This is a genomic window from Leifsonia sp. Leaf264, from assembly GCF_001422325.1.
In the GTDB taxonomy this organism is placed as follows: domain Bacteria; phylum Actinomycetota; class Actinomycetes; order Actinomycetales; family Microbacteriaceae; genus Orlajensenia.
On sequence record NZ_LMMR01000001.1, the window covers coordinates 736696 to 757905 of the forward strand.

Sequence of the window (21210 nt, forward strand, 5' to 3'; positions counted from 1 at the left end):
GGCACGTGAGTGAATCCTTCAGGCGGATGCTGCGCGCCCTGCCCGACTTCCCCGACGAACTCCCCGATTTCGACCCCGACACGGCGCCGTCGGACCCCGTCGAACTGTTCCAGGACTGGCTCGAGGCCGCTGTGGTCCGCGGCATCCGTCAGCCCCATGCCTTCTCTCTCGCGACGACGGATGCCGCGGGCCTGGTGTCGTCGCGGATGCTGATCCTCAAGGACATCGACGCCGACGGCTGGTGGTTCGCCACCTCACGGCTCTCGCGCAAGGGTCGCGAACTGGCGGAGAACTCTGCCGTCGCGCTGAACTTCTTCTGGGCCGAGCTCGGTCGGCAGGTGCGGGTGACCGGCGACGCCGTCGAACTCTCGGACGAGACGTCGGCGGCGGACTGGGCGGCCAGGCCGAGCTCCGACGGCTCGGCGAACCCGACCTGGCAGGTGTACGCGGTACATCCCCGCGAGATCGAGTTCTGGCAGGCGCGGCACGATCGGAACCACATCCGGCACCGCTACGAATTCTCCGCATAGGTTCGCGTCATAGCCGCTCTCGTCGGAACGTCGAACAGATGCGGGCCCGGCTCAGCGCCGCAGGGCCAGTCGGGCCAGCCTGTTACCGACGAACTGCGCGATCTGCACGAACACGACGATCAGCAGCACAGCCGCCCAGGTGACGACGGGCTCGAACTGCCTGTAGCCGTAGAGCTGCGCGAAGTAGCCGAGGCCGCCGCCGCCGATCAGTCCGGCCACGGCCGACATGTCGACGATCGCCACGAAGATGAAGGTGTAGCCGAGGATGAGCGGCCCGAGGGCCTCGGGGATGACGATGGTTCCGAGGATGCGGTACGGCCCGGCGCCCATCGACCGCGCGGCCTCGATGACCCCGGGGGCGACGGTCACCAGGTTCTGCTCCACGATGCGGGCGATGGCGAACGACGCGGCCAGCGAGAGCGCGAAGATGACGGCGTTGATGCCGATGCCGGTGCCGATGATGAGACGCGACAGCGGCTGCACGGCGGCGATGAAGATGATGAACGGGATCGGCCTGAAGAAGTTGATCACGACGTTCAGCGTCACGAAGATCGCACGGTTGGGCAGCAGGCTGCCGGCTCTTGTCGCGTAGAGCACCAGGCCCATCAGCAATCCGGCGGCGCCACCCACGAGGAGGGTGATCGAGACCATGTAGAGCGTCTCGCCCGCGGCCTTCCAGAACTCGGACTGCAGCTCGATGAGGGCGTCCATCAGCTCACCTCGGTCACGTGGGTGCGTTCAGCGATACGGGCGATGGCGGCGTCGATCGCCGCGTCGTCGCCGCGGAGAGCCAGGGTGAGATGGCCGAAGGCCCGGCCCTGGATGTCGTTGATGCCGCCGTAGACGAGCTCGAACGCGACTCCGGCGTTCACGATCTCGAGGAAGACGGCGGCCTGGTCGGCGTTGCCGTCGCGGAAGGAGATGGTGACGATGCGTCCGCGGTGGCGCTCCTGGAGCACGGAGATCTCGGCCGGCGACGGAACGCCCTTGATGACGGTCGACACGAAGCGGCGTGACGACGCGTTCTGCGGCGCGGAGAACACGTCGAAGACGTCGCCCTTCTCGATCACACGACCGCCGTCCATCACGGCCACCTTCGTCGCGATCGACTGGATCACGTCCATCTCGTGGGTGATGACCACGATGGTCACGCCGAACTCGGTGTTCACGCGCTTCAGCAGGGCGAGAACCTCCTGCGTCGTCTCGGGATCGAGGGCGCTCGTCGCCTCGTCGGCGAGCAGGATACGCGGCTCCGTCGCGAGGGCGCGGGCGACGCCGACGCGCTGCTTCTGACCTCCCGACAATTGGTCGGGATAGCTGCGGGCCTTCTCGCGCAGCCCCACGAAATCGAGGAGTTCGTCGACGCGAGCCGCGATCCGGTCCTTCGGCCAGCCGGCGACCCTCAAGGGGTAGGCGACGTTGTTCCACACGTTCTTGGCGTTGAACAGGTTGAACTGCTGGAAGATCATGCCGATCCCGAGGCGGACGGAGCGGAGTTCCCGCTCCGGCCGCCCCGAGATCTCCTCGCCGTCGATCACCACGCTGCCATCGGTCACCGGCTCCAGGGCGTTGATGAGACGCACGAGCGTGCTCTTCCCAGCTCCGGAGTAGCCGATGATGCCGTAGACGTCCCCGGCCTCGATGTCGAGGGAGACGTCGTCGATGGCGACGATCGGCTCACCGCCCTTGTCGGGCGACGGGTAGGTCTTGGTGACGTTGCGCAGACTGACGAGGCTCACGCGGTGCGCTCAGCCGTTCTTCCGGGTGTCGGCCTCGACGGTCTTGAGCGAGGCCTCGAGGTCGGCGACAGGGGTCTTGACCGCGACGGCGGTGCCACCGGATGCCTCGAGCAGGCCGTCCTGCACAGCCTTCGTGTCCTGGAAGATCTCGACCAGCTTCTTGTACGTTGCGTTGTCCTTGTCCTCGGCCTTGGCGGCGAAGATGTTCACGTACGGAAGGGCGGAGGCGTCGGCCGGGTCGTCCTGGGCGATGGCGTCGGAGGCCTTCAGTCCGGCATCCTCGACGTAGTCGTTGTTGATGATCGCGGCGGCGACGTCGGGCAGCGACGACGGGGTCAGCGACGCCTCGAGCGTGGTGACCTTCACCTTGGACTTGTCGGTGTCGATGTCGTTCAGGCCGGAGTAGATGCTGCCGCCGCCCTTGAGGCTGACGAGGCCGGCCGACTGCAGTACGAGGAGGCCACGCGCGAGGTTGGCGTCGTCATCCGGAATCGCGACGGTGTCGCCCTTCTTGATGTCCTCGACGGAGTCGTACTTCGTGGAGTACAGGCCCAGCGGGTAGATGGCGGTGGAACCGATCGGCACGAGGTCCTCGTCGGCCGACACGTTGTAGCCGGCGAGGTAGACGATGTGCTGGAACTGGTTGAGGTCGAGCTCGCCCTCGGTGAGCGCCGGGTTCGGCTGGGCGTAGTCGGCGAAGTCGACCAGGTCGACCGTGATGCCCTCGTCCTTGGCCGCCTCGACGAAGGGCGCCCACTGCGGGTCGCTCTTGCCGACGACGCCGATGGTGACGGTCTTGTCAGCGTCGTCGCCCGACGCGCTGGCTGAACCGTTGGCGCACCCCGCGAGGGCGACGACGAGGGGGATGGCGGCGAGGGCCGCGACGATGGACAGAGACTTCTTGCTGCTGCGTGACATGTCTTCGACGGTATCCAGCGTGGTCGTCACGGGCGGAATCGGCGGGTCACACTTCGTCACGCCGGGCGCGAATCGGGGTACAGCACCGCCGCATGCGGTTCGTGGCGCGCCAGCACTCTCCGGTTCAGCCCTCCAGCAGCTCCGAGACCTCGAGCCAGCGCACCTCGAGGTCGGCCACCGTCGACTCGAGCTTCTGCAGCTCGGCGGTGATGGCGCCGAGTCCGGCGTAGTCGCTCTGGTCGTGCACGGCGAGCTTCTCGTGGGCCGCGGCGATCTCGCCCTGGTACTTCTTCAGGCGCCGGTCGAGCGAGGACAGCTCCTTCTCGGCGTTGCGCTTGTCCGCCCCGCCGAGGGCCGGCTTGCCCGGCTTCGCTGAGGCTCCGGATGCGGCCGAGGCTCCGGATGCCGCAGGCTTGCGCGCTGCATCCGTCGCGGCATCCGTCACTCCCCGACGCAGTTCGAGGTACTGCTCGACGCCGCGGGGCAGGTGCCTGAAGTGGCCGTCCATGACGGCGTACTGCTGATCGGTGACGCGCTCGATGAGGTAGCGGTCGTGGCTCACGACGAGCAAGGTGCCCGGCCACGAGTCGAGGAGATCCTCGATGGCCGCAAGCATGTCGGTGTCGAGGTCGTTGGTCGGCTCGTCGAGGATGAGCACGTTCGGCTCGTCGAGCAGGATGAGAAGCAGCTGCAGGCGGCGCTTCTGGCCGCCCGACAGGTCCTTGACCGGTGTGGCGAGCTGGGCGCTGGTGAAGCCGAGACGCTCGAGCAGCTGTCCGGGAGTGAGCTCCTTGCCCCCGGCGACGTAGCTGGAGCGCTGGCGGCCGATGATGGTCGAGACGCGCTCGTGCTGCACGTCCTTGAGCTCGTTGAGCTCCTGGGTGAGGCTCGCGATGCGCACCGTGGTGCCGCGCTTGACCTTGCCGCTGGTGGGCTTGACGGTTCCGGTGACGAGGCCGAGCAGGGTGGACTTGCCGGCACCGTTGACGCCGAGGACGCCGGTGCGCTCCCCCGGTGCTATCCGCCACTCGATGTCCTTGAGGATCGTGCGGCCGTCGTAGACGACGCCGGCATCGAGGATGTCGACGACGTCCTTGCCGAGGCGCGAGGTCGCCATCTGCTTGAGCTCGACGGTGTCGCGGGGCGGCGGCTCGTTCTCGATCAGCTCGTTGGCGGCGTCGATGCGGAACTTGGGCTTCGCCGTGCGGGCGGGCGCGCCGCGGCGCAGCCAGGCGAGCTCCTTGCGCATGAGGTTCTGCCGCTTGGCCTCACTCGCCGCCGACATCCGGTCGCGCTCGACGCGCTGCAGGATGTAGGCCGCGTAACCGCCCTCGAAGGGCTCGATGATCTGGTCGTGGACCTCCCAGGTGTAGTTGCACACCTCGTCGAGGAACCAGCGATCGTGGGTGACGACGATGAGGCCGCCGGAGTTCTGCGCCCAGCGCTTGCGGAGATGCCCGGCGAGCCAGGCGATGCCCTCGACGTCGAGGTGGTTGGTCGGCTCGTCGAGGAAGATCACGTCGTGGTCGCCGACCAGCAGGGCGGCGAGGCCGACCCGCCGGCGCTGGCCACCGGAGAGGGTGCCGACCACCGCGTCCCACGGCACGTCGCCGAGCAGTCCGCCGATCACGTCGCGGGCCTGGGCGTCGCCGGCCCACACGTGCTCGTCGATGCCGCCGACCACCGCCTGCGCCACGGTCAGCGTCGGGTCGACGGTGTCCGACTGGTCGAGCATGCCGATGTCGACGCCGCGTCGTCGGGTGACGCGTCCGTCGTCGGGTTCGATGCGGCCGGCGAGCAGGCGCAGCAACGTCGACTTGCCGTCGCCGTTCTTGCCGACGACGCCGACGCGATCGCCCTCATTGAGGCCGACCGTGACGCCGTCGAAGATGACGCGCGTAGGGAATTCGAGTCGCAGCTTCTCGCCGCCGAGCAGGTGTGCCATATCCGGTCAACCCTACCCGCGTGGGCCGGCGACGGATTCCGTCGTCGGGAGCTGGCGGAGTCTCGGTGACACGGCGGGGTGTCGGTGACCTGGCGGGGTGTCGGTGACCTGGCGGACGCACGACCATCCGCCGTGTCACCGAACCTCCGCCGAGACGACGGATCCCCGACCCGGACAGGGCGGATGCCGCGGCTCAGTCGTGCAGCAGGCGCGCGCCGTGCACCGGCGCCGTGGCACGCACGGCGGTGAGGCGTGCTGCCGAGAGGGCCACCTGCAGCTCGAGTGCCGAGTCCGCATCCTGGGCGAGGAACGCGACGGTGGGGCCGGACCCCGAGACGATCCCGGCCAGGGCGCCGTTCTCCTCGCCGAGTTCGAGGATGTGGCCGAGCCCGGGAGCGAGGTGCAGCGCTGCAGCCTGCAGGTCGTTCGAGAGTGCGTTGGCGAGCATGCGCGCGTCACCGGCACGGAGGGCCTGCAGCACCTCGGTGTCGACGGTCGGCGCCGTCTCGGCCGGCTGGATGTCGCGGGCGTTGCGGGTGCGGTGCCGGTCGAGCTCCTCGTACACCGCCGGGGTCGACATGCCGAACTCGGCGATGGCGAGCACCCAGTGGAAGGTGCCCTTGGCCAGCGCCGGGCTGAGCTGGTCGCCCCTGCCGGTGCCGATGGCCGTGCCTCCGAGGAGCGCGAACGGAACGTCCGCGCCGAGTCTGGCGCCCAGGGTGATGAGCTCGTCGCGCCCGACCTCGGTGCCCCAGAGCGCGTCGCAGGCGAGGAGCGTGGCGGCGGCATCCGCCGAACCCCCGCCCATTCCGCCGGCGATGGGCACGTGCTTCTCGACCTCGAGGCGCACTCCCCCGCGGAATCCGGTCTTGCGGGCGAGCAGCCTGGCCGCCTTGATGGCGAGGTTGCTGCCGTCGGTCGCCAACCCCGAGGTGTCGACGCTGCCGCTGAAGGTCACCGAGAAGTCGTCGGCCGGATAGGCGCGCACGTCCTCGAAGAGCGAGACGGCCTGATAGGCGGAGGCGACATCGTGGTATCCGTCGTCCTGACGCGCGCCGACCTTGAAGAACACGTTGATCTTGCCCGGTGCCCGCGCATGCGCGGCAGGCGATGCGGCAGGCAGGGTCATGCTTCTAACCTAGCCCGGATGCCGCCGCCGTCAGCCACCCCGACGTGCATGCGGCCGGCATCCGCTCAGTCCGTCAGGTGCGATGCCCGCGCCACGGCGAGGAAGTCGTGCACCGTCAGCTCTTCGCCACGGGCTGTCGGCTTGACCCCGGCCGCCTCCATGGCGGCGGATGCCGTCGCGGAGTCGCCGAGCACGCCCGAGAGCGACTGCCGCAGCATCTTGCGGCGCTGCTGGAAGGCGCCGTCGACGAGCGCGAAGGTGGCGAGGCGTTCGGCCTCGGTGCCGATGGCGTCGGTGCGTCGATCGAAGCCGACGAGAACGGAGTCGACGTTGGGCACGGGCCAGAACACCTGACGGCTCACGTTGCCGGCAGTGCGCCAGTCGCCGTACCACGCGGCCTTCACGCTCGGGCTGCCGTAGACCTTCGATCCGGGCGGCGCGGCGATGCGGAAGCCGACCTCGGCCTGCACCATGACGATGCCGGCGTGGATCGACGGGAAGTGCTCGAGGAAGTGCAGCAGCACGGGCACCGAGATGTTGTACGGCAGGTTCGCGACCAGGCGCACGGGCGCTCCGGGCAGCTCGCGGATGCGCAGCGCATCCTGGTGCACGACCTCGAGGGCGGCATCCGGCTGCATCAACGAGACCGTCTTCGGCAGCTGCTCGGCCAGTCGTCCGTCGATCTCGACGGCGATGACGGATGCTCCAGCCTCGGTGAGCCCGAGGGTCAGCGAGCCGAGCCCCGGCCCGATCTCGACGACCTGCTCCCCCGCCTGCACGCCGGCGGTCTTGACGATGCGGCGCACCGTGTTGGCGTCGATGACGAAGTTCTGGCCGAGCTTCTTGGTCGGCGTGACCCCCAGCAGTTCGGCGAGATCGCGGATCTCGGCCGGCCCGAGGAGACGGGCACCGCCCGCGCTGTGTTCTCCACTCATGCGAGTCCTCCTGACGGGACGACGGTGCTGGCGACGGGCTCGGCATCCCAGCGTCCATAGACCTGCTCGGTGTTCGAGCCGATCTGGGCGGCGAGCACCGAGACGTCGGTGTCGAGGTAGCCGGCCATGGCCCGCAGGGTGTGCGGGATGAGGTACGGCGCGTTCGGCCGCCCGCGCAACGGCGTGGGCGTGAGGAAGGGGGCGTCGGTCTCGACCAGCACCAGCTCGCGCGGCGCGACGGCGAGGGACTCGCGCAGGTTCTCGGCGTTCTTGAACGTCACGTTGCCGGCGAAGGAGAGGTACCAGCCGTTGTCGGCGCAGACACGCGCCATCTCGGCATCGCCCGAGTAGCAGTGGAACACCGTGCGTTCGGGCGCTCCGACGCGCAGCAGGGTCTCGATGACGGCGGCGTGCGCGTCGCGATCGTGGATCTGCAGGGCGAGGCCGTGCCGCTTGGCGATGTCGATGTGGGCCTCGAAGGAGCGCTGCTGGGCGGCCCGCCCCTCGGCGCTCTCGGTGCGGAACCAGTCGAGCCCGGTCTCACCGACGGCGACCACCCGGGGCTGCCCGGCGAGCCTGTCGATCTCGGCAATGGCCTCGTCGAGCCCGCCGCGCAGGGCGTACTCGGCGGCCTCGTTGGGGTGGATGGCCACGGCCGCGAGCATGCGCGGCTCGATGGCTGCAGTCGCAGCGGACCAACGCGAGGTCTCGATGTCGCCGCCCACCTGGATGACTCCGAGCACGCCGACGGAAGCCGCACGGTCGAGGTGCTCGCGGTAGTCGAGTCCCTCACCGTCGGCGATCTCGAGGTGGGTGTGGTTGTCGTACACGCCCACCGGCAGCGGCTCGGGCAGCGGCGGATAGTTCAGGTCGCGTCCGGCTGTCTGCTCGCGGACGCGCACGAAGTCGCCTGTCGGCTCCTCGTTACTCACCACTCGCCTCGATGCGCGGGAACAGGGCTTCGAGCGGGGCGACGGATGCTCCGCCGGTCCACTCCCACGCCCGGTCGATGCGCTGCTCGGTGACCGAGCCCTCGCCGCCGAGGGCGGTCCAGAGCTTGGCCGTGGCCTTCGGCGTCACCGGCGAGAGCAGCACGGCGAGAGTGCCGAGGCCGCGCACGACCGTGGCCAGGACGGTCTCGAGACGGGCCCGGTTCGCCGGGTCCTTCGCAAGGGCCCACGGCTCCTGCTCGGTGATGTAGAGGTTGAGGGCGTCGACGAGCTCCCACACCGAGGTGATCGCCTCGTGGATGGCGAGGCGCGAGATGGCCTCGCTGGCGGCATCCGTCACCGAACGCTCGAGAGCCACGATGGACTCCTCGGCCGGGGTCAGCTCGCCCGCCGTCGGGATGACGCCATCGCAGTACCGCGACACCATGGCGATCACGCGGGAGGCGAGGTTGCCGAAGCCGTTCGCGAGCTCGGCCTGGTAGCGGGCCGCCAGGTCCTCCCAGGAGAACGAGCCGTCCTGGCCGAAGGAGATGGCGCGCAGGAAGTAGTAGCGGAACGCGTCGGAACCGAAGGTGTCGATGATCTGCGACGGCGCGATGCCGGTGAGCTTGGACTTGCTCATCTTCTCGCCGCCGACGAGCAGCCAGCCGTGGCCGAAGACCTGCTTCGGAACCTCGAGGCCGGCGGCCAGCAGCATGGCGGGCCAGATGACGGCGTGGAAGCGCAGGATGTCCTTGCCGACGATGTGGGTCGCGGGCCAACGGCGGGCGAACTCCTCCTCGTCGGCGCCGTAGCCGACGGCGGTGATGTAGTTGAGCAGGGCGTCGAACCAGACGTAGACGACGTGCGACTCGTCCCACGGGACCTTCACGCCCCAGTCGAACGAGGTGCGCGAGATGGAGAGGTCGGCGAGGCCGGACTTCACGAAGGAGACGACCTCGTTGCGGGCGCTCTCGGGCTGCACGAAGTCGGGCCGCTCCTCGTAGAGGGCGAGAAGCTGGTCTGCGAACGCGCTCATGCGGAAGAAGTAGTTCTTCTCGTTGAGCAGTTCGACGGGCTTGGAGTGGATGGCGCAGACCTTCTGGCCCTCGTAGTCGCCCTCGCCGTCGACCAGGTCGCCCGGCTGCTTGTACTCCTCGCAGCCGACGCAGTAGTAGCCCTGGAACTCGCCCGTGTAGATGTGGCCGGCGTCGTAGAGGTGCTGCAGGAACTTCTGCACGTTGGTCTCGTGACGCTCGTCCGTCGTCCTGATGAAGTCGTCGTTCGAGAGGTCGACGACCTCGAGCAGCGGCTTCCACGCTTCGGCCACCAGCTTGTCGACCCACTCCTTGGGGGTGACGCCGTTGGCCGTGGCCGTGCGCAGGATCTTCTGGCCGTGCTCGTCTGTTCCCGTGAGCGACCAGGTGTCGTCTCCGCTCTGGCGGTGCCAGCGCGCGAGCACGTCCGCGGCGACCTCCGTGTAGGCGTGCCCGATGTGGGGAACGTCGTTCACGTAGAAGATCGGCGTGGTGATGTAGAAGGAGGAGCCGTCGGACATGGTGACCATCCTATTCGGCGCGCCGAGGCCTCCCTGCCGTGTTACCGGGCCACCATGAGGGCATGACGGATGCCACTCCTCCCCTGCAGCCGCCCGTCGGACCCGTCGGCCTCGGCCTGGCGACCCGGGTGCTCATCACGCTCGCAGCCGCGTCGATCACCATCGCCGGAATGGCCGCCGCCAAGGAGATCATCGGCCCGATCGTGCTCTCGATCGTGCTGGTCATCATCGCCCACCCGGTGCGGGCGATCCTGGAGCGCAGGGGCTGGGCGCGCTGGGCGGCCACGACGGCCGTGATCGTGGTCGTCTACCTGATCCTGCTGGCCCTCGGCGTGCTCCTCGTCACGGCACTCGCGCAGTTCGCCAGGCTCGTCTCCGAGAGTGCCGATGCCTTCAAGGCACAGGCGACTGCGCTCACCGACTGGATCGGCACGTTGGGGCTCAGCAGCTCCCAGACCGAGGCCTTGACCGGCGCCGTCGATCCCTCCGCCTTCTTCGGAGTCGCCCTCAGCCTCGCTGAATCCACGCTCAGTTCGTTGACCGTGGTTGTGCTGGTCTTCGCCTACCCGCTCTTCATGGCCGCGGATGCCGCCTATATCGCGCCGCTGTTCGCCAGGTTCCGCGACTCGCACGCTCACGTCATCGCCGCTCTGGCCGGCTACGCGCACGGCGTACGCCAGTACATGATCGTGAACGCGATCTTCGGGCTCATCGTCGCCGTCCTCGACGGCCTCATCCTCTGGGCCCTGGGCATTCCGGGCGCCTTCATCTGGGCGGTGCTGGCGTTCATCACGAACTTCATCCCCAACATCGGCTTCGTGATCGGTGTCATCCCGCCGGCCGTCATGGCGCTGGTGACCGGCGGATGGGGGCTCGCGCTCATCGTGCTCGCCGTCTACTGCATCGTCAACGTCACCCTGCAGGTGCTCGTGCAACCGCGCTTCGTGGCGGTGGCCGTGAGCCTCGGCTTCACGATCACCTTCGCTTCAGTCATCTTCTGGAGCTTCGTGCTCGGGCCGCTCGGTGCGCTGCTCGCGGTTCCGCTGACGCTGCTGCTCAAGCTCCTGCTGCTGGATGCCGATCCGCGGGGGACGTGGGCACGAAGCCTTTCCGGTGACCGAACACCGGAGGAAGAACCTCGTGAGCCTGAGTCTGAGGATGCGGAGTCGCCACTCCCAGAGTCGCATCCTGCTGCTTGATCGCGCTCTGGTGCAGTCGCTGGTTCTTGTAGGCGACGACGTTCATGCCGATGACGATCTTGCCGACGGACTCCCGACGGTCGAGCCTGCGGTAAGCGTCGGCGACATCCTCGAGTGAGAACACGTCGGCGATGGGCATCCGCACGGCGTGCTGCTCCATGAGTTCGGCGACGACGAGGAGTTCGCGAACGCTGCCGGCGGTCGCACGCTGCACGCCGTACTCGTCGACGGCGCGCCAGTCGAGCACTGTGCTGATGCGTCCCAACGGAACGCCCAGCTCGACGGCTGCAGCGACCCCGTCGCCGAGGAAGTCGATGAAGGCGTCCACCCCGTCAGGGGCGACGGCACGGATGCGGTCGGCGAGGTCGGGTCCGTACTCGATCGGCGTGGCCCCGATCTGCCGCAGGTAGTCGGCGTTGCGCGCTGCCGCGGTTCCGATCACCCTGGCACCCCTGCGCACGGCGAGCTGCACGACGAGGCAGCCGACACCGCCGGCCGCCGAGGTGACGACGACGGTGTCGCCAGCCCCGACGGCGGTGTCCTGGAGTGCGTCGAGGGCCGTCGTTCCGGCGACGTAGAGGCTGCCGGCGGTCTCCCACGGCACGCTGCGAGGCTTGACGGCGAGTTGCGAGACCGGCACGGCGACGTGGGTGGCGTGCGAACCGCGCGCCACGAAGCCCATGACCTCGTCTCCGACGGCGAACTCGGTGACACCCGGTCCGACCCCAGCCACGATGCCGGCCAGGTCCCGGCCCTGCCCTTCGGGGAAGACGACGGGCCAGCGCTCTGGAGCCGCTCCGGACCTGATGGCGCTCTCGACGGGATTGGTGCCGGCGGCGACGACCTGCACGAGCACCTCACCGACGCCCGGGACCGGCATCTCGATGTCGACGACCTCGAGAACCTCCGGTCCGCCGAACTCTGAGAAACGAACTGCTCGCACCATCGCGCACCTCCGTGGATCAGGTGGTGGACCTCTCCCCAGCGTCCTCCCGGCGGGCTGGGAATGGGCGGTGAATCGCTAACTCGGTTAGCGAGCAGCCAGCGCGCCCTCGTACAGCTCGCGCTTGCCGAGGCCGGTGCTGAGCGCGACCGATGCCGTCGCATCCTTCATCCGCTCGCCCGCAGCGACCAGGGCCTGCACCTGACGGATGCCGTCCTCGAGGCTGTGCACCCGCTTGGGGGCCCCGGCCACGACGATGCAGATCTCGCCCTTCACGCCCTCAGCGGCCCAGGCCGCCAGCTCGGAGGCCGACCCCCGCCGCACCTCCTCGTAGAACTTCGTGAGCTCGCGGCAGACGACGACGGTGCGGTCGTCGCCGAAGACGGCGCCGAGGTCGGTGAGAGCGGCGGCCAGCCGGTTCGGCGACTCGAAGAACACCATGGTGCGGCGTTCGTCGATGAGCTCGCGGAACGTGGAGGTGCGGTCTCCGTGCTTGCGCGGGAGGAAGCCCTCGAAGGTGAACCGGTCGGTCGGGAGCCCCGAGACGGCGAGCGCCGCCAGCACGGCACTCGGACCCGGGATCACAGTGACCTGAACGCCGGCCGCCGCGGCGGTCTCGACGAGGTGGAATCCGGGGTCTGAGACCGTCGGCATGCCGGCATCGCTCAGCACGAGCAGGTCGGCGTCGCGTCCGAGCTCGACGAGCTCGGCGGCCTTCAGCCTCTCGTTGTGGTCGTGCAGCGGGATCAGGCGCGGCCGATTCTCGACGTGCAGGGCGGCGAGCAGCCTCTGCGTCACCCTGGTGTCCTCCGCGGCGATGACCTCTGCCGTGCGGAGAGCCTCGATGAGCCGGGCGGATGCATCCCCGAGGTTGCCGATGGGGGTGCCCGCCAGGATGATCATGCCCCCAGTCTCTCGCACCGTGGCGTGCCCGAGGGCCCCTCGCGCTCGTTTAGCATTGCGCCATGAGTGTCGACGCCCCGAAGATCGCCATCGACGACATCATCGACGGCCCCGGCGACGACGGACACGACGGATTCGAGGCCGACGACAGTCGGGACGACGTCGACGAACCCCGCGGCACGCGCCTCGACGCCTGGTGGGGACGGATGCTGTCCACGCCCCTGCGACTGCGGCTCTGGTACTGGGGCGGCCCCATCGCCGTCACGCTGCTCGCCGCCGTGCTGCGACTCTGGAACCTGGGCAACCCGCACAGTCTCGTCTTCGACGAGACCTTCTACGTCAAGGACGCCTACACCCTGCTCCGCAACGGCGTCGAGAGCACCTGGCCCGACGACGCTGACGCGCGATTCAACGCCGGCGACACCGACATCTACAACTCCGACGGCTCCTACGTCGTGCATCCGCCCCTCGGCAAGTGGATCATCGCCCTCGGGCTCGCCGTCTTCGGCGCCGGCGACAGTTTCGGATGGCGCATCAGCACGGCCATCGTCGGCATCCTCGCTGTTCTGCTGATCACGGTCATCGCCCGCAGGCTGTTCCGCGGTTCCACCCTCATCGGCGTCATCGCCGGGTTCCTGTTGGCGATCGACGGCCACGCGATCGTGATGTCGCGGGTGGCCATCCTCGACAACTCGATCATGTTCTTCGCCCTGCTCGGGTTCGGCGCCATCCTGCTCGACCGCGATTGGAACGAGCGGCGACTCACGCTGTGGCTCGACCGGCGTCGGGCCTCGGACCCGGATGCCGGCAGTTGGGGTCCTGCACTGTGGTGGCGGCCCTGGCTGCTCGCCGCCGGACTCGCCTTCGGGCTCGCCAGCAGCGTCAAGTGGTCCGGCCTGTACTTCCTCGCCGGCTTCGGCCTGTACGTGATCGTCGTCGACATGCTCGCGCGGCGTCGGGCCGGCATCACCTTCTGGGCCACAGGCGCACTGCTCAAGCAGGGTCCGATCTCCTTCCTGCTGATGGTGCCCATCGCAGTGGTCACCTACTTCGCGGCCTGGACGGGCTGGTTCGCCACGGCCACGGGCTACTACCGGCACTGGGCCGACGAGGCCGGCAACGCCTGGACCGGCGCGCTCGCCTGGGTGCCGCATTCGCTGCAGAGCTTCTGGCACTACGAGGCGGCGGCGTACCAATGGAACATCTCGCTGGCCACGCCGCATCCGTACCAGGCCAATCCGTTCACCTGGCTCTTCATGATCCGCCCGACGAGCATGTACTACCTCGGGACGACGTCGGAGAACGGATGCCCCGTCGACTCGTGCTCCGACGCCATCACCTCGCTCGGCAACCCGATCATCTGGTGGGCGGCGACGGCGGCGGCCTTCTACCTCGTCTACAGGCTCGCCCGGTACCGCGAATGGCGGGTGGGCCTCATCCTCATGGGACTCGCCGCCGGCTACCTGCCCTGGCTGCTCTACGCCAACCGCACGGTGTTCCAGTTCTACACGATCGCCTTCGAGCCCTACCTGATGCTCGCGCTGACCGCGGTCATCGCGCTGATCCTCGGCCAACCCGACGACGTCACCTGGCGACGACAACGCGGCATCGGCGTCGTCGCGGTGTTCCTCACCGTGGCCGTCCTGGTGTCGGTGTTCTTCTGGCCGCTGTGGACCGGTGAGCGCATCCCGTTCTGGTACTGGCAGCTGCACATCTGGCTTCCGAGCTGGCGCTGACGTGACCCGCCTGCTGCCCGGCCTGCTGGTCGCTGGCGCAGCCGCCCTCCTCGCGTGGGGCGTGCACGCGCTCCTGCCCGCCGTGCCACTGCTCACGGCTGCCGTCGCCCTGGGCATCGTCGTCGGTCAGCTCCCCGGAGCGAGGGGTCTCCTCGACGGCGTGCTCGCCCCGGGCCTGCGGATCGCCGCGCGTCGGCTGCTGCGCGTGGGCATCGTGCTGCTCGGCCTCAAGCTCAGCCTCGGCGACATCGCCGGGCTCGGAGCTCTCACGATCGCGACGACCGTGCTCATCGTGGTCGTCACCTTCGCCGGAACGCTCTGGCTGGGGCGGGCCATGGGCCTGCCGGGCCACCAGCCGCTGCTGGTGGCGAGCGGCTTCTCCATCTGCGGCGCCTCCGCCATCGGCGCGATGGGCGGTGTCGTGAAGGCGCGAGACGACGAGCAGGCGACGCCGATAGCGCTCGTGACGCTGTGCGGAACGCTCGCCATCGCCGTGCTCCCCCTGCTGTGGCATCCGCTCGGCCTCAGCGACCTGCAGTTCGGCCACTGGGTCGGCGCCGGCGTGCACGATGTCGGACAGGTCGTGGCGACGGCGCAGATCGCCGGGCCGGCCGCGCTGGCCGTCGCCGTCGTCGTCAAGCTCACCCGCGTCCTCCTGCTCGCGCCCATGGTGGCCGTCACGGCCGTCGTCGAACGCCGCCGATCGACGGATGCCTCCGGGCCACGCCCCGCCATCGTGCCGCTATTCGTCCTGGGATTTCTCGGCGCCGTGCTGGTGCGCACGGTCCTGCCGGTTCCGGATGTCGTCCTCGACGTGGCCGATATCGCCCAGACGACGTTGCTGGCGATGGCGCTGTTCGCGCTCGGAGCGTCGATCCGGGTCGCCGAGCTGGCCCGGACGGGATGGCGCGCCCTCGTGGTGGGGCTGACCTCCTGGGCCCTCATCGCCGTGCTCGCCTACGGCGCCGTGCTGCTGCCCTGATACCGCCTGGCATATGCCCGCCACGGCATGCGATCCGCGGAAATAACCGGGCAATCCCCAGCCTTCTCCCCTACGCTGGGGGGCATCCGATCGCTGGGGATCCACCCGCGATGCGCGGCACCTGCCTCATCTTTTCGACTGGGAAGTCACACCGATCGAAGGCAGACACGTGTCAGAAGCCGTTGTCGCACCCTCCACCGGGGTCCGCATCATCAGAACCAAGCCCGGCGGGGATCGTGCCAATCCGACCACCGAGTACTCGGCGCTGCTGCACACAGTGCGCAACCTCGGGCTCCTGCGCCGCCGCACCGGCTTCTACTGGATGGTCTTCGCCATCCTGCTCGCAGCACTCGGCGGCGCCGTCACAGGCTTCATCCTGCTCGGTGACACCTGGTACCAGCTGCTCATGGCCGGCGCGCTCGGCATCATCCTCACCCAGTTCGCGTTCCTGGCGCACGAGGCATCGCACCGCCAGGTGTTCGAGTCCGGCAAGGCCAACGACACCGCCGGACGCATCCTGGCGAACGCCTTCGTCGGCATCAGCTACTCCTGGTGGATGACGAAGCACTCGCGTCACCACGCGAACCCGAACGTCGTGGGCAAGGATCCCGACATCGACAACGACTTCATCGTCTTCCAGCCGGCCGAAGCGGCCAAGGTGGGCCGCCTGCAGGCCGTCGTCACGCGCAAGCAGGGCTGGTTCTTCTTCCCGATGCTCATGCTCGAGGGCTTCAACCTGCACCTCCACGGCCTCCGCACTGTCATGGGACGCGGCAAGGTCGACAAGCGCTGGCTCGAGATCTCCATGCTCGTCACGCGACTGGTCGCCTACGTCGCCGTCATCTTCTACTTCCTGCCGCTCGGAATGGCCTTCGCCTTCATCGGAGTGCAGCTCGCCGTCTTCGGCATCTACATGGGGGCTTCGTTCGCTCCCAACCACAAGGGCATGCCGCAGCTCGCCCACGACAGCAAGGTCGACTTCCTGCGTCGCCAGGTGCTCACCTCGCGCAACATCCGTGGCGACTGGCGCATGCTCACCTTCATGGGTGGCCTCAACTACCAGATCGAGCACCACCTGTTCCCGAACATGCCGCGCCCGCACCTGGCCAAGGCCGGGGAGATCGTGCGCGAGTACTGCCGCGACCACAACATCCTCTACACGGAGACCGGCCTCGTGCAGAGCTACGCGATCGTCGTCGACTACCTCAACAGGGTCGGCCTCTCGGCACGTGATCCGTTCGACTGCCCGATGACGGCACGGTTCCGCACGCACTAGCGGCATCCGCTCGCACCACGACAGGCCGGATCGGCTGGCTCCCTCGGGACCAGCCCATCCGGCCTGTTCCGTTCGGTGCTGCCTGTCCCGTTCGGTGCAGCCCGGCCGTCAGTCGGTCGACGTCAGTGGTCGACCAGTTTCAGCCCGACCACGCAGCCGACCAGGCCGATGATGAGCGCCAGCTTCACCCACGACACCGAGGCGTCGCCGGAGATCATCGACCAGCCGACGGTGAGCGCCGCCCCGATGCCCACCCACACGGCGTAGGCCGTTCCGATGGGGATACTGCGCATCGCGAGGGCGAGGCCACCCATGCTGGCGATGAGCGAGACGCCGAAGACCACCGACGGCCAGAGCCTCGTGAAGCCCTCAGACTTGCCGAGCGCCGTGGCCCAGACGGCCTCGAGGATTCCGGACGCGACGAGAACGATCCATGCCATGACTGATCCACTCCTGTGGTCAGTCTTGTCGCGTTCCGGGTACTGATCCCTCGTCCGGGGCTGCTGTCGTGCGGCCTGGTATCAGGATAGCAACGGCCCCTGATCAGGCCCTGTGCACCTCGGCGAAGTGCTCGACGACGGGGAAGGGATCGTAGAACGGATGCAGCAGCGAGGCCCAGCGGCGGTACTCCGGCGAGCCGCGGAACCCCACCTCGTGCGCCTCGACCGAGTCCCAGTGCACGAGCAGCAGGTACGACGATGGCGACTCGATCCCGCGCGACAGCGAGAGGCGTTGGAATCCGGGCATCAGCTCGATGATGGTGCGCGCCTCGGCGAAGGCCTCCTCGAACTCCCGCTCTCGCCCCGGGGTCACCGGGAGCACGACGTGCTCGAGGATCATGCGGCCGGTCCGTGCTCGACGGCGAGACCGGCTCGTTCCCAGCCGACGATCCCGCCGTCGACGTTGACGACGTCGTACCCGCGCTGGTCGAGGTAGTTCGTCACCTGGGAGCTGCGCCCTCCCACGGCGCACACGATGTAGACGGTCTCGTCGAGCGGCACCTCCTCGAGGCGATCCATGAAGGCGCTCATCGGGATGTTGACGGAGCCGGGGATGCGAACGCCGGCCACCTCGTCGACCTCGCGCACGTCGATGATCGAGCCCGCGATGTCGAGGGCGGAGAGCTCTGCAGGGGTGATCGATTCCATGGACTCGAATCTACCGCCGGCTACAGCGTCGGGTTGCGGGCGTCGTAGGCCCTGAAGCCCGGTGTCATGCGCAGGAGCACGCCGATGATCGCCATGATGAGCAGCCCGCCGAGCACGGGCGGGAACCAGAGCGCCACCAGCGATGCGAGGATGCCGGCGTAGAGGTCGCCGATGCGCGGGCCACCGGTGACCACGACGGTGAAGACGCCCTGCAGTCGGCCGCGCATCTCGTCGGGGGCGGCCGTGAGCAGGATCGTCGAGCGGAAGATGGCGCTCACCTCGTCGGAGGCTCCAGTACCCGCGAGCGCGATGCCCGCTATGACCAGCGCGACCCAGTTGACCTCGCCCATGGTCGGCCCGACGGGTCCGAACCAGCCCGTCTGCATCGCGGCGATGACGAGCCCGAACAGGAGGATGAAGCCGCCGTAGACGGTGATGGCCCGCCCGATCGCGATCCCGTAGCGGTGCACATGGGCGACGGGGCCGCTGAACAGCCCGGTGGCGAAGGTGCCGAGGGCGGCGGCGGCCGTGAGGATGCCGACGGTCACGGGTCCCCCGCCGATCACGACGGCGCCGACGGCCGGCAGCAGCACGAACGGGCGGCCGAACGACATGGCCACGATGTCGACGAGGAAGCTCATCCGGATGTTGGGCGCCCGGCGGAGGAAGGCGTAGCCGTCCCGCAGCGACTGCAGGCCGGGTCGCACCGTGTGCGTCAGCGGCGGCAGCTTCGGCAGCGAGAGGATGCCGAGGAAACCCGCTGTGAACAGCACGGCGTCGACGGCGAAGGTGATCGGGAAGCCGGCGAGGGCGACGAGCACGCCGGCGAGCGCCGGTCCCACCGTCAGCTGCAACCCCGAGGAGATGCCGTTCAGGGCGCTGGCCCTCGACACCAGGTGCTCGGGGAGGATGCGCGGGTAGACCGAGAAGCGCGTGGCTCCGGTGATCGTGGCAGCGATGGCGTTCAGCGTCGTGAAGACGTAGAACGGCCACACCTCCACGCGGGTTCCGGATGCCGCCAGCACGGCATCCGCCAGCGACAGCACCACCAGCGCGATGGTGGCGAGCCAGCCGGTGAGCGCGGAGATGATCAGGACGATACGGCGGTCGAAGGCGTCGGCGAGCATGCCGCCCCAGAGGCCGGCGACGATCATCGGGACGAGGGCGATGCCGCCGACGAGGGCGACCGCCAGGGTGGAGGCCGTGATGTCGTAGATCTGCAGTCCGACGGCCACGATGGTGAGCTGCGCCCCGATGCCGGAGACCGCTGCACCGATCCAGAGCCTGGCGAAGGCCGGGGACTCCTTCAGCGGCGCGAGGTCGACGAAGCGACGCCGCTGGGCGGCTGGGGCTTGCTCGGGTACGGTCACTGCATTCGATCGTATGCGTTTCGGCGCGTTACGCCGCGCACGGAATCGTGCATCAGTCCACCGGTAGCGTTGCCCGCATGGCAGATCGCGAGTACGGCTTCAAGACGCGTGCAATCCACGCAGGCAACATCCCCGACGCAGTGACCGGTGCACGGGCCCTGCCCATCTACCAGTCCACGGCGTTCGTGTTCGATGACACGGCGGATGCCGCGGCCCGATTCGCGCTGCAGAAGTACGGCAACATCTACTCCCGCCTGGCCAACCCGACTGTGGCGAGCTTCGAGGAGCGCGTGGCCAGCCTCGAGGGCGGCCTCGGCGCCGTGGCGACGGCGTCGGGACTCTCCGCGCAGTACATCACCTTCGCCAGCCTCGTCGGCGCCGGCGACCACATCGTCGCCTCCGCCAATCTCTACGGCGGCTCGATCACCCAGCTCGACGTGACCCTGCGCCGCTTCGGCGTCGAGACCACCTTCGTGCAGTCCTCGGATCCCGCCGACTACGCAGCGGCCATCACCGAGAAGACCAAGGTGCTGTTCGCCGAGACCATCGCCAACCCGTCGGGCGAGATCGCCGACCTCGAGGGCCTCGCGGACGTCGCTCACGCCCACGGCATCCCGTTCATCGTCGACTCCACCATCGCGACCCCCTACCTCAACCGTCCGATCGAGTGGGGCGCGGATGTCGTCACCCACTCGGCCACCAAGTTCCTCGGCGGACACGGCACCACCCTCGGCGGCGTCGTCGTCGAGAGCGGACGCTTCCACTGGCACAGCGACAAGTTCCCGTTGTTCGGCCAGCCCGTGCCGAGCTACGGCGGACTGGAGTGGTCGGGCAACTTCGGCGAGTACGCGTTCCTCACGCGCCTGCGCGCCGAGCAATTGCGCGACATCGGGCCGTCGCTGTCGGCGCAGGCCGCCTTCCAGCTGGCTCAGGGCGTGGAGACCCTGCCCTACCGGGTGCAGGCCCACGTCGACAACGCGCGCACCGTCGCCGAGTGGCTCGACGCCGACCCGCGTATCGAGGCCGTCAACTGGGCGGGCCTCGCGGCGCATCCGCACCACGACCGGGCCCTCAAGTACCTGCCCAAGGGGCCGGGCTCGGTGTTCAGCTTCGAGGTCAAGGGCGGTCGCGCCGTGGGCCAGAAGCTCATCGAGGGCGTGAACCTGGCCAGCCACGTGGCGAACATCGGTGACGCCAAGACGCTGATCATCCACCCGGCATCGACCACTCACGCGCAGTTGACCGAGCAGCAGCTGGTGGATGCCGGTGTGCTCCCCGGCATCGTGCGCATCAGCGTCGGCATCGAGGATGTCGATGACATCATCTACGATCTGGACCAGGCACTGACCGCTGCTACGGAAGGCAAGTGATGAGCACCGTCGTCGAAGACACCGAGACCGTCCGCCTCGTCAACGGACTGAGCTGCGACCTTCCGGCCAGTTCCCCGCTCGCGAAGCTGCTCAAGTCGCAGCGCACGTGGGTCGGGCCCGACGCCAAGGAGCGACTGAGGATCCTGCGCGCCGCGAAGAGCGTCGCCATCGTCGGAGCATCGCCGAATCCCGCCCGTTCGAGCTTCTTCGTCGGCACCTACCTGCAGCAGTCCAGCGACTATCGCCTGTACTTCGTGAACCCGAACGCCTCCGAGATCCTCGGCGATAAGGTCTATCCCGACCTGGCGTCGCTTCCCGAGGTTCCCGACATCGTCGTGGTGTTCCGCCGCGGCAGCGACATCCCGAGCGTCATCGACGACGTCGTCGCCGTGGGGGCGAAGACCATCTGGGTGCAGCTGGGCATCTGGAACCAGGATGCCGCCTACGAGGGTGAGGCCCGTGGCCTGACCGTCGTGATGGACCGGTGCATCAAGGTGGAGCACGCCCGTTTCGGCGGCGGACTGCACCTGCTCGGCTTCGACACCGGCCAGATCTCGAGCCGCCGCGGCGCCGTCGGGCGCTAGCCGACCTCTGCGCCGT

At 68.7% G+C, this 21210-nt stretch carries 20 protein-coding genes, 1 pseudogene and 1 riboswitch; of the genes and pseudogenes, 7 read left to right on the forward strand and 14 right to left on the reverse strand.

Features of this window, described 5'->3' with window-relative positions; translation table 11 throughout:
• Window positions 1–5 precede the first annotated feature (5 nt).
• Window positions 6–530, forward strand: a complete 525-nt coding sequence (locus tag ASF30_RS03425) for a pyridoxine/pyridoxamine 5'-phosphate oxidase (RefSeq protein ID WP_055901446.1) — start codon at window positions 6–8, stop codon at window positions 528–530.
• Window positions 531–581: 51 nt separating this feature from the next.
• Here the strand turns inward: ASF30_RS03425 and ASF30_RS03430 are convergent, their stop codons facing one another.
• The 8 genes from ASF30_RS03430 to metG all read right to left on the reverse strand — a co-directional run bounded on the left by ASF30_RS03430 (window position 582) and on the right by metG (window position 9683).
• A complete protein-coding gene (locus ASF30_RS03430) occupies window positions 582–1241 on the reverse strand; it encodes a methionine ABC transporter permease (RefSeq protein ID WP_055901449.1) in 660 nt (219 codons plus the stop codon).
• Complete coding sequence (locus ASF30_RS03435; protein ID WP_055901452.1) at window positions 1241–2269, reverse strand: methionine ABC transporter ATP-binding protein; 1029 nt, start codon at window positions 2267–2269, stop codon at window positions 1241–1243. The genes ASF30_RS03430 and ASF30_RS03435 overlap by 1 nt, the downstream gene beginning before the upstream one ends.
• Window positions 2270–2278: 9 nt before the next feature.
• The gene (locus ASF30_RS03440; protein WP_121004629.1) at window positions 2279–3187 is read right to left on the reverse strand and encodes a MetQ/NlpA family ABC transporter substrate-binding protein; all 909 of its coding nucleotides are present in this window, start codon (window positions 3185–3187) and stop codon (window positions 2279–2281) included.
• A 124-nt stretch (window positions 3188–3311) separates the two neighbouring features.
• Window positions 3312–5132, reverse strand: a complete 1821-nt coding sequence (locus tag ASF30_RS03445) for an ABC-F family ATP-binding cassette domain-containing protein (RefSeq protein ID WP_055901456.1) — start codon at window positions 5130–5132, stop codon at window positions 3312–3314.
• 193 nt (window positions 5133–5325) lie between these two features.
• The gene (locus ASF30_RS03450) at window positions 5326–6261 is read right to left on the reverse strand and encodes a 4-(cytidine 5'-diphospho)-2-C-methyl-D-erythritol kinase (protein WP_055901459.1); all 936 of its coding nucleotides are present in this window, start codon (window positions 6259–6261) and stop codon (window positions 5326–5328) included.
• 65 nt (window positions 6262–6326) lie between these two features.
• A complete protein-coding gene (gene rsmA, locus ASF30_RS03455; RefSeq protein WP_055901462.1) occupies window positions 6327–7196 on the reverse strand; it encodes a 16S rRNA (adenine(1518)-N(6)/adenine(1519)-N(6))-dimethyltransferase RsmA in 870 nt (289 codons plus the stop codon).
• Window positions 7193–8128 (reverse strand): TatD family hydrolase, encoded by a 936-nt coding sequence (locus tag ASF30_RS03460; RefSeq protein ID WP_055902471.1) that lies wholly within the window; start codon window positions 8126–8128, stop codon window positions 7193–7195. The genes rsmA and ASF30_RS03460 overlap by 4 nt, the downstream gene beginning before the upstream one ends.
• Complete coding sequence (gene metG, locus ASF30_RS03465) at window positions 8121–9683, reverse strand: methionine--tRNA ligase (RefSeq protein WP_055902472.1); 1563 nt, start codon at window positions 9681–9683, stop codon at window positions 8121–8123. Before metG ends, ASF30_RS03460 begins: the two co-directional genes overlap by 8 nt.
• Before the next feature lie 62 nt (window positions 9684–9745).
• On the opposite strand from metG, the gene ASF30_RS23280 reads away from it, so the two are divergent.
• Window positions 9746–10882: an AI-2E family transporter gene (locus tag ASF30_RS23280; RefSeq protein ID WP_055901465.1), complete on the forward strand. Its 1137-nt coding sequence runs from the start codon at window positions 9746–9748 to the stop codon at window positions 10880–10882.
• A 61-nt stretch (window positions 10883–10943) separates the two neighbouring features.
• On the opposite strand, the pseudogene ASF30_RS22170 reads toward ASF30_RS23280, so the two are convergent.
• Both ASF30_RS22170 and rsmI read right to left on the reverse strand, forming a co-directional pair.
• Window positions 10944–11828 (reverse strand): annotated as a pseudogene (locus ASF30_RS22170) (NADP-dependent oxidoreductase); the annotation flags it as partial.
• Window positions 11829–11912: 84 nt separating this feature from the next.
• Entirely contained in the window at window positions 11913–12728 is an 816-nt protein-coding gene (gene rsmI / locus ASF30_RS03480) for a 16S rRNA (cytidine(1402)-2'-O)-methyltransferase (RefSeq protein WP_055901471.1), read from the reverse strand.
• A gap of 62 nt (window positions 12729–12790) precedes the next feature.
• Here rsmI and ASF30_RS03485 point away from each other — a divergent pair, with 62 nt between their 5' ends.
• The 3 genes from ASF30_RS03485 (at window position 12791) to ASF30_RS03495 (ending at window position 16722) form a co-directional block, all read left to right on the forward strand.
• The gene (locus tag ASF30_RS03485; RefSeq protein WP_055901474.1) at window positions 12791–14464 is read left to right on the forward strand and encodes a dolichyl-phosphate-mannose--protein mannosyltransferase; all 1674 of its coding nucleotides are present in this window, start codon (window positions 12791–12793) and stop codon (window positions 14462–14464) included.
• Window position 14465: 1 nt separating this feature from the next.
• Entirely contained in the window at window positions 14466–15446 is a 981-nt protein-coding gene (locus tag ASF30_RS03490) for a YeiH family protein (RefSeq protein WP_055901475.1), read from the forward strand.
• 169 nt (window positions 15447–15615) lie between these two features.
• Window positions 15616–16722: a fatty acid desaturase family protein gene (locus ASF30_RS03495; protein WP_235480250.1), complete on the forward strand. Its 1107-nt coding sequence runs from the start codon at window positions 15616–15618 to the stop codon at window positions 16720–16722.
• A 122-nt stretch (window positions 16723–16844) separates the two neighbouring features.
• On the opposite strand, the gene ASF30_RS03500 is transcribed toward ASF30_RS03495, so the two are convergent.
• From ASF30_RS03500 to ASF30_RS03515, 4 genes are all read right to left on the reverse strand, one after another.
• Window positions 16845–17162 (reverse strand): DMT family transporter, encoded by a 318-nt coding sequence (locus ASF30_RS03500; RefSeq protein WP_055901478.1) that lies wholly within the window; start codon window positions 17160–17162, stop codon window positions 16845–16847.
• A 14-nt stretch (window positions 17163–17176) separates the two neighbouring features.
• Window positions 17177–17241: riboswitch (guanidine-III (ykkC-III) riboswitch) on the reverse strand.
• 24 nt (window positions 17242–17265) lie between these two features.
• Window positions 17266–17562, reverse strand: coding sequence for an antibiotic biosynthesis monooxygenase family protein (locus ASF30_RS03505; RefSeq protein ID WP_055901482.1), 297 nt, complete (start codon window positions 17560–17562; stop codon window positions 17266–17268).
• A complete protein-coding gene (locus ASF30_RS03510; protein ID WP_055901484.1) occupies window positions 17559–17870 on the reverse strand; it encodes a rhodanese-like domain-containing protein in 312 nt (103 codons plus the stop codon). The genes ASF30_RS03505 and ASF30_RS03510 overlap by 4 nt, the downstream gene beginning before the upstream one ends.
• A gap of 20 nt (window positions 17871–17890) precedes the next feature.
• Window positions 17891–19240, reverse strand: coding sequence for an MFS transporter (locus ASF30_RS03515; RefSeq protein ID WP_200918411.1), 1350 nt, complete (start codon window positions 19238–19240; stop codon window positions 17891–17893).
• Window positions 19241–19317: 77 nt separating this feature from the next.
• On the opposite strand from ASF30_RS03515, the gene ASF30_RS03520 reads away from it, so the two are divergent.
• A complete protein-coding gene (locus tag ASF30_RS03520; protein ID WP_055901487.1) occupies window positions 19318–20610 on the forward strand; it encodes an O-acetylhomoserine aminocarboxypropyltransferase/cysteine synthase family protein in 1293 nt (430 codons plus the stop codon).
• Complete coding sequence (locus ASF30_RS03525) at window positions 20610–21194, forward strand: CoA-binding protein (protein WP_055901490.1); 585 nt, start codon at window positions 20610–20612, stop codon at window positions 21192–21194. Before ASF30_RS03520 ends, ASF30_RS03525 begins: the two co-directional genes overlap by 1 nt.
• Window positions 21195–21210: the final 16 nt, after the last annotated feature.

Bases quoted from the DNA above. Each gene is read 5' to 3' on its own strand.
- ASF30_RS03450 (WP_055901459.1), bottom strand. From the start codon at position 6,261: ATGACCCTGCCTGCCGCATCGCCTGCCGCGCATGCGCGGGCACCGGGC.
- rsmI (WP_055901471.1), bottom strand. From the start codon at position 12,728: ATGATCATCCTGGCGGGCACCCCCATCGGCAACCTCGGGGATGCATCC.
- ASF30_RS03440 (WP_121004629.1), bottom strand. From the start codon at position 3,187: ATGTCACGCAGCAGCAAGAAGTCTCTGTCCATCGTCGCGGCCCTCGCC.
- ASF30_RS03445 (WP_055901456.1), bottom strand. From the start codon at position 5,132: ATGGCACACCTGCTCGGCGGCGAGAAGCTGCGACTCGAATTCCCTACG.
- ASF30_RS03485 (WP_055901474.1), top strand. From the start codon at position 12,791: ATGAGTGTCGACGCCCCGAAGATCGCCATCGACGACATCATCGACGGC.
- ASF30_RS03520 (WP_055901487.1), top strand. From the start codon at position 19,318: ATGGCAGATCGCGAGTACGGCTTCAAGACGCGTGCAATCCACGCAGGC.
- ASF30_RS03510 (WP_055901484.1), bottom strand. From the start codon at position 17,870: ATGGAATCGATCACCCCTGCAGAGCTCTCCGCCCTCGACATCGCGGGC.
- ASF30_RS03505 (WP_055901482.1), bottom strand. From the start codon at position 17,562: ATGATCCTCGAGCACGTCGTGCTCCCGGTGACCCCGGGGCGAGAGCGG.
- rsmA (WP_055901462.1), bottom strand. From the start codon at position 7,196: ATGAGTGGAGAACACAGCGCGGGCGGTGCCCGTCTCCTCGGGCCGGCC.
- ASF30_RS03430 (WP_055901449.1), bottom strand. From the start codon at position 1,241: ATGGACGCCCTCATCGAGCTGCAGTCCGAGTTCTGGAAGGCCGCGGGC.
- metG (WP_055902472.1), bottom strand. From the start codon at position 9,683: ATGTCCGACGGCTCCTCCTTCTACATCACCACGCCGATCTTCTACGTG.
- ASF30_RS23280 (WP_055901465.1), top strand. From the start codon at position 9,746: ATGACGGATGCCACTCCTCCCCTGCAGCCGCCCGTCGGACCCGTCGGC.
- ASF30_RS03525 (WP_055901490.1), top strand. From the start codon at position 20,610: ATGAGCACCGTCGTCGAAGACACCGAGACCGTCCGCCTCGTCAACGGA.
- ASF30_RS03500 (WP_055901478.1), bottom strand. From the start codon at position 17,162: ATGGCATGGATCGTTCTCGTCGCGTCCGGAATCCTCGAGGCCGTCTGG.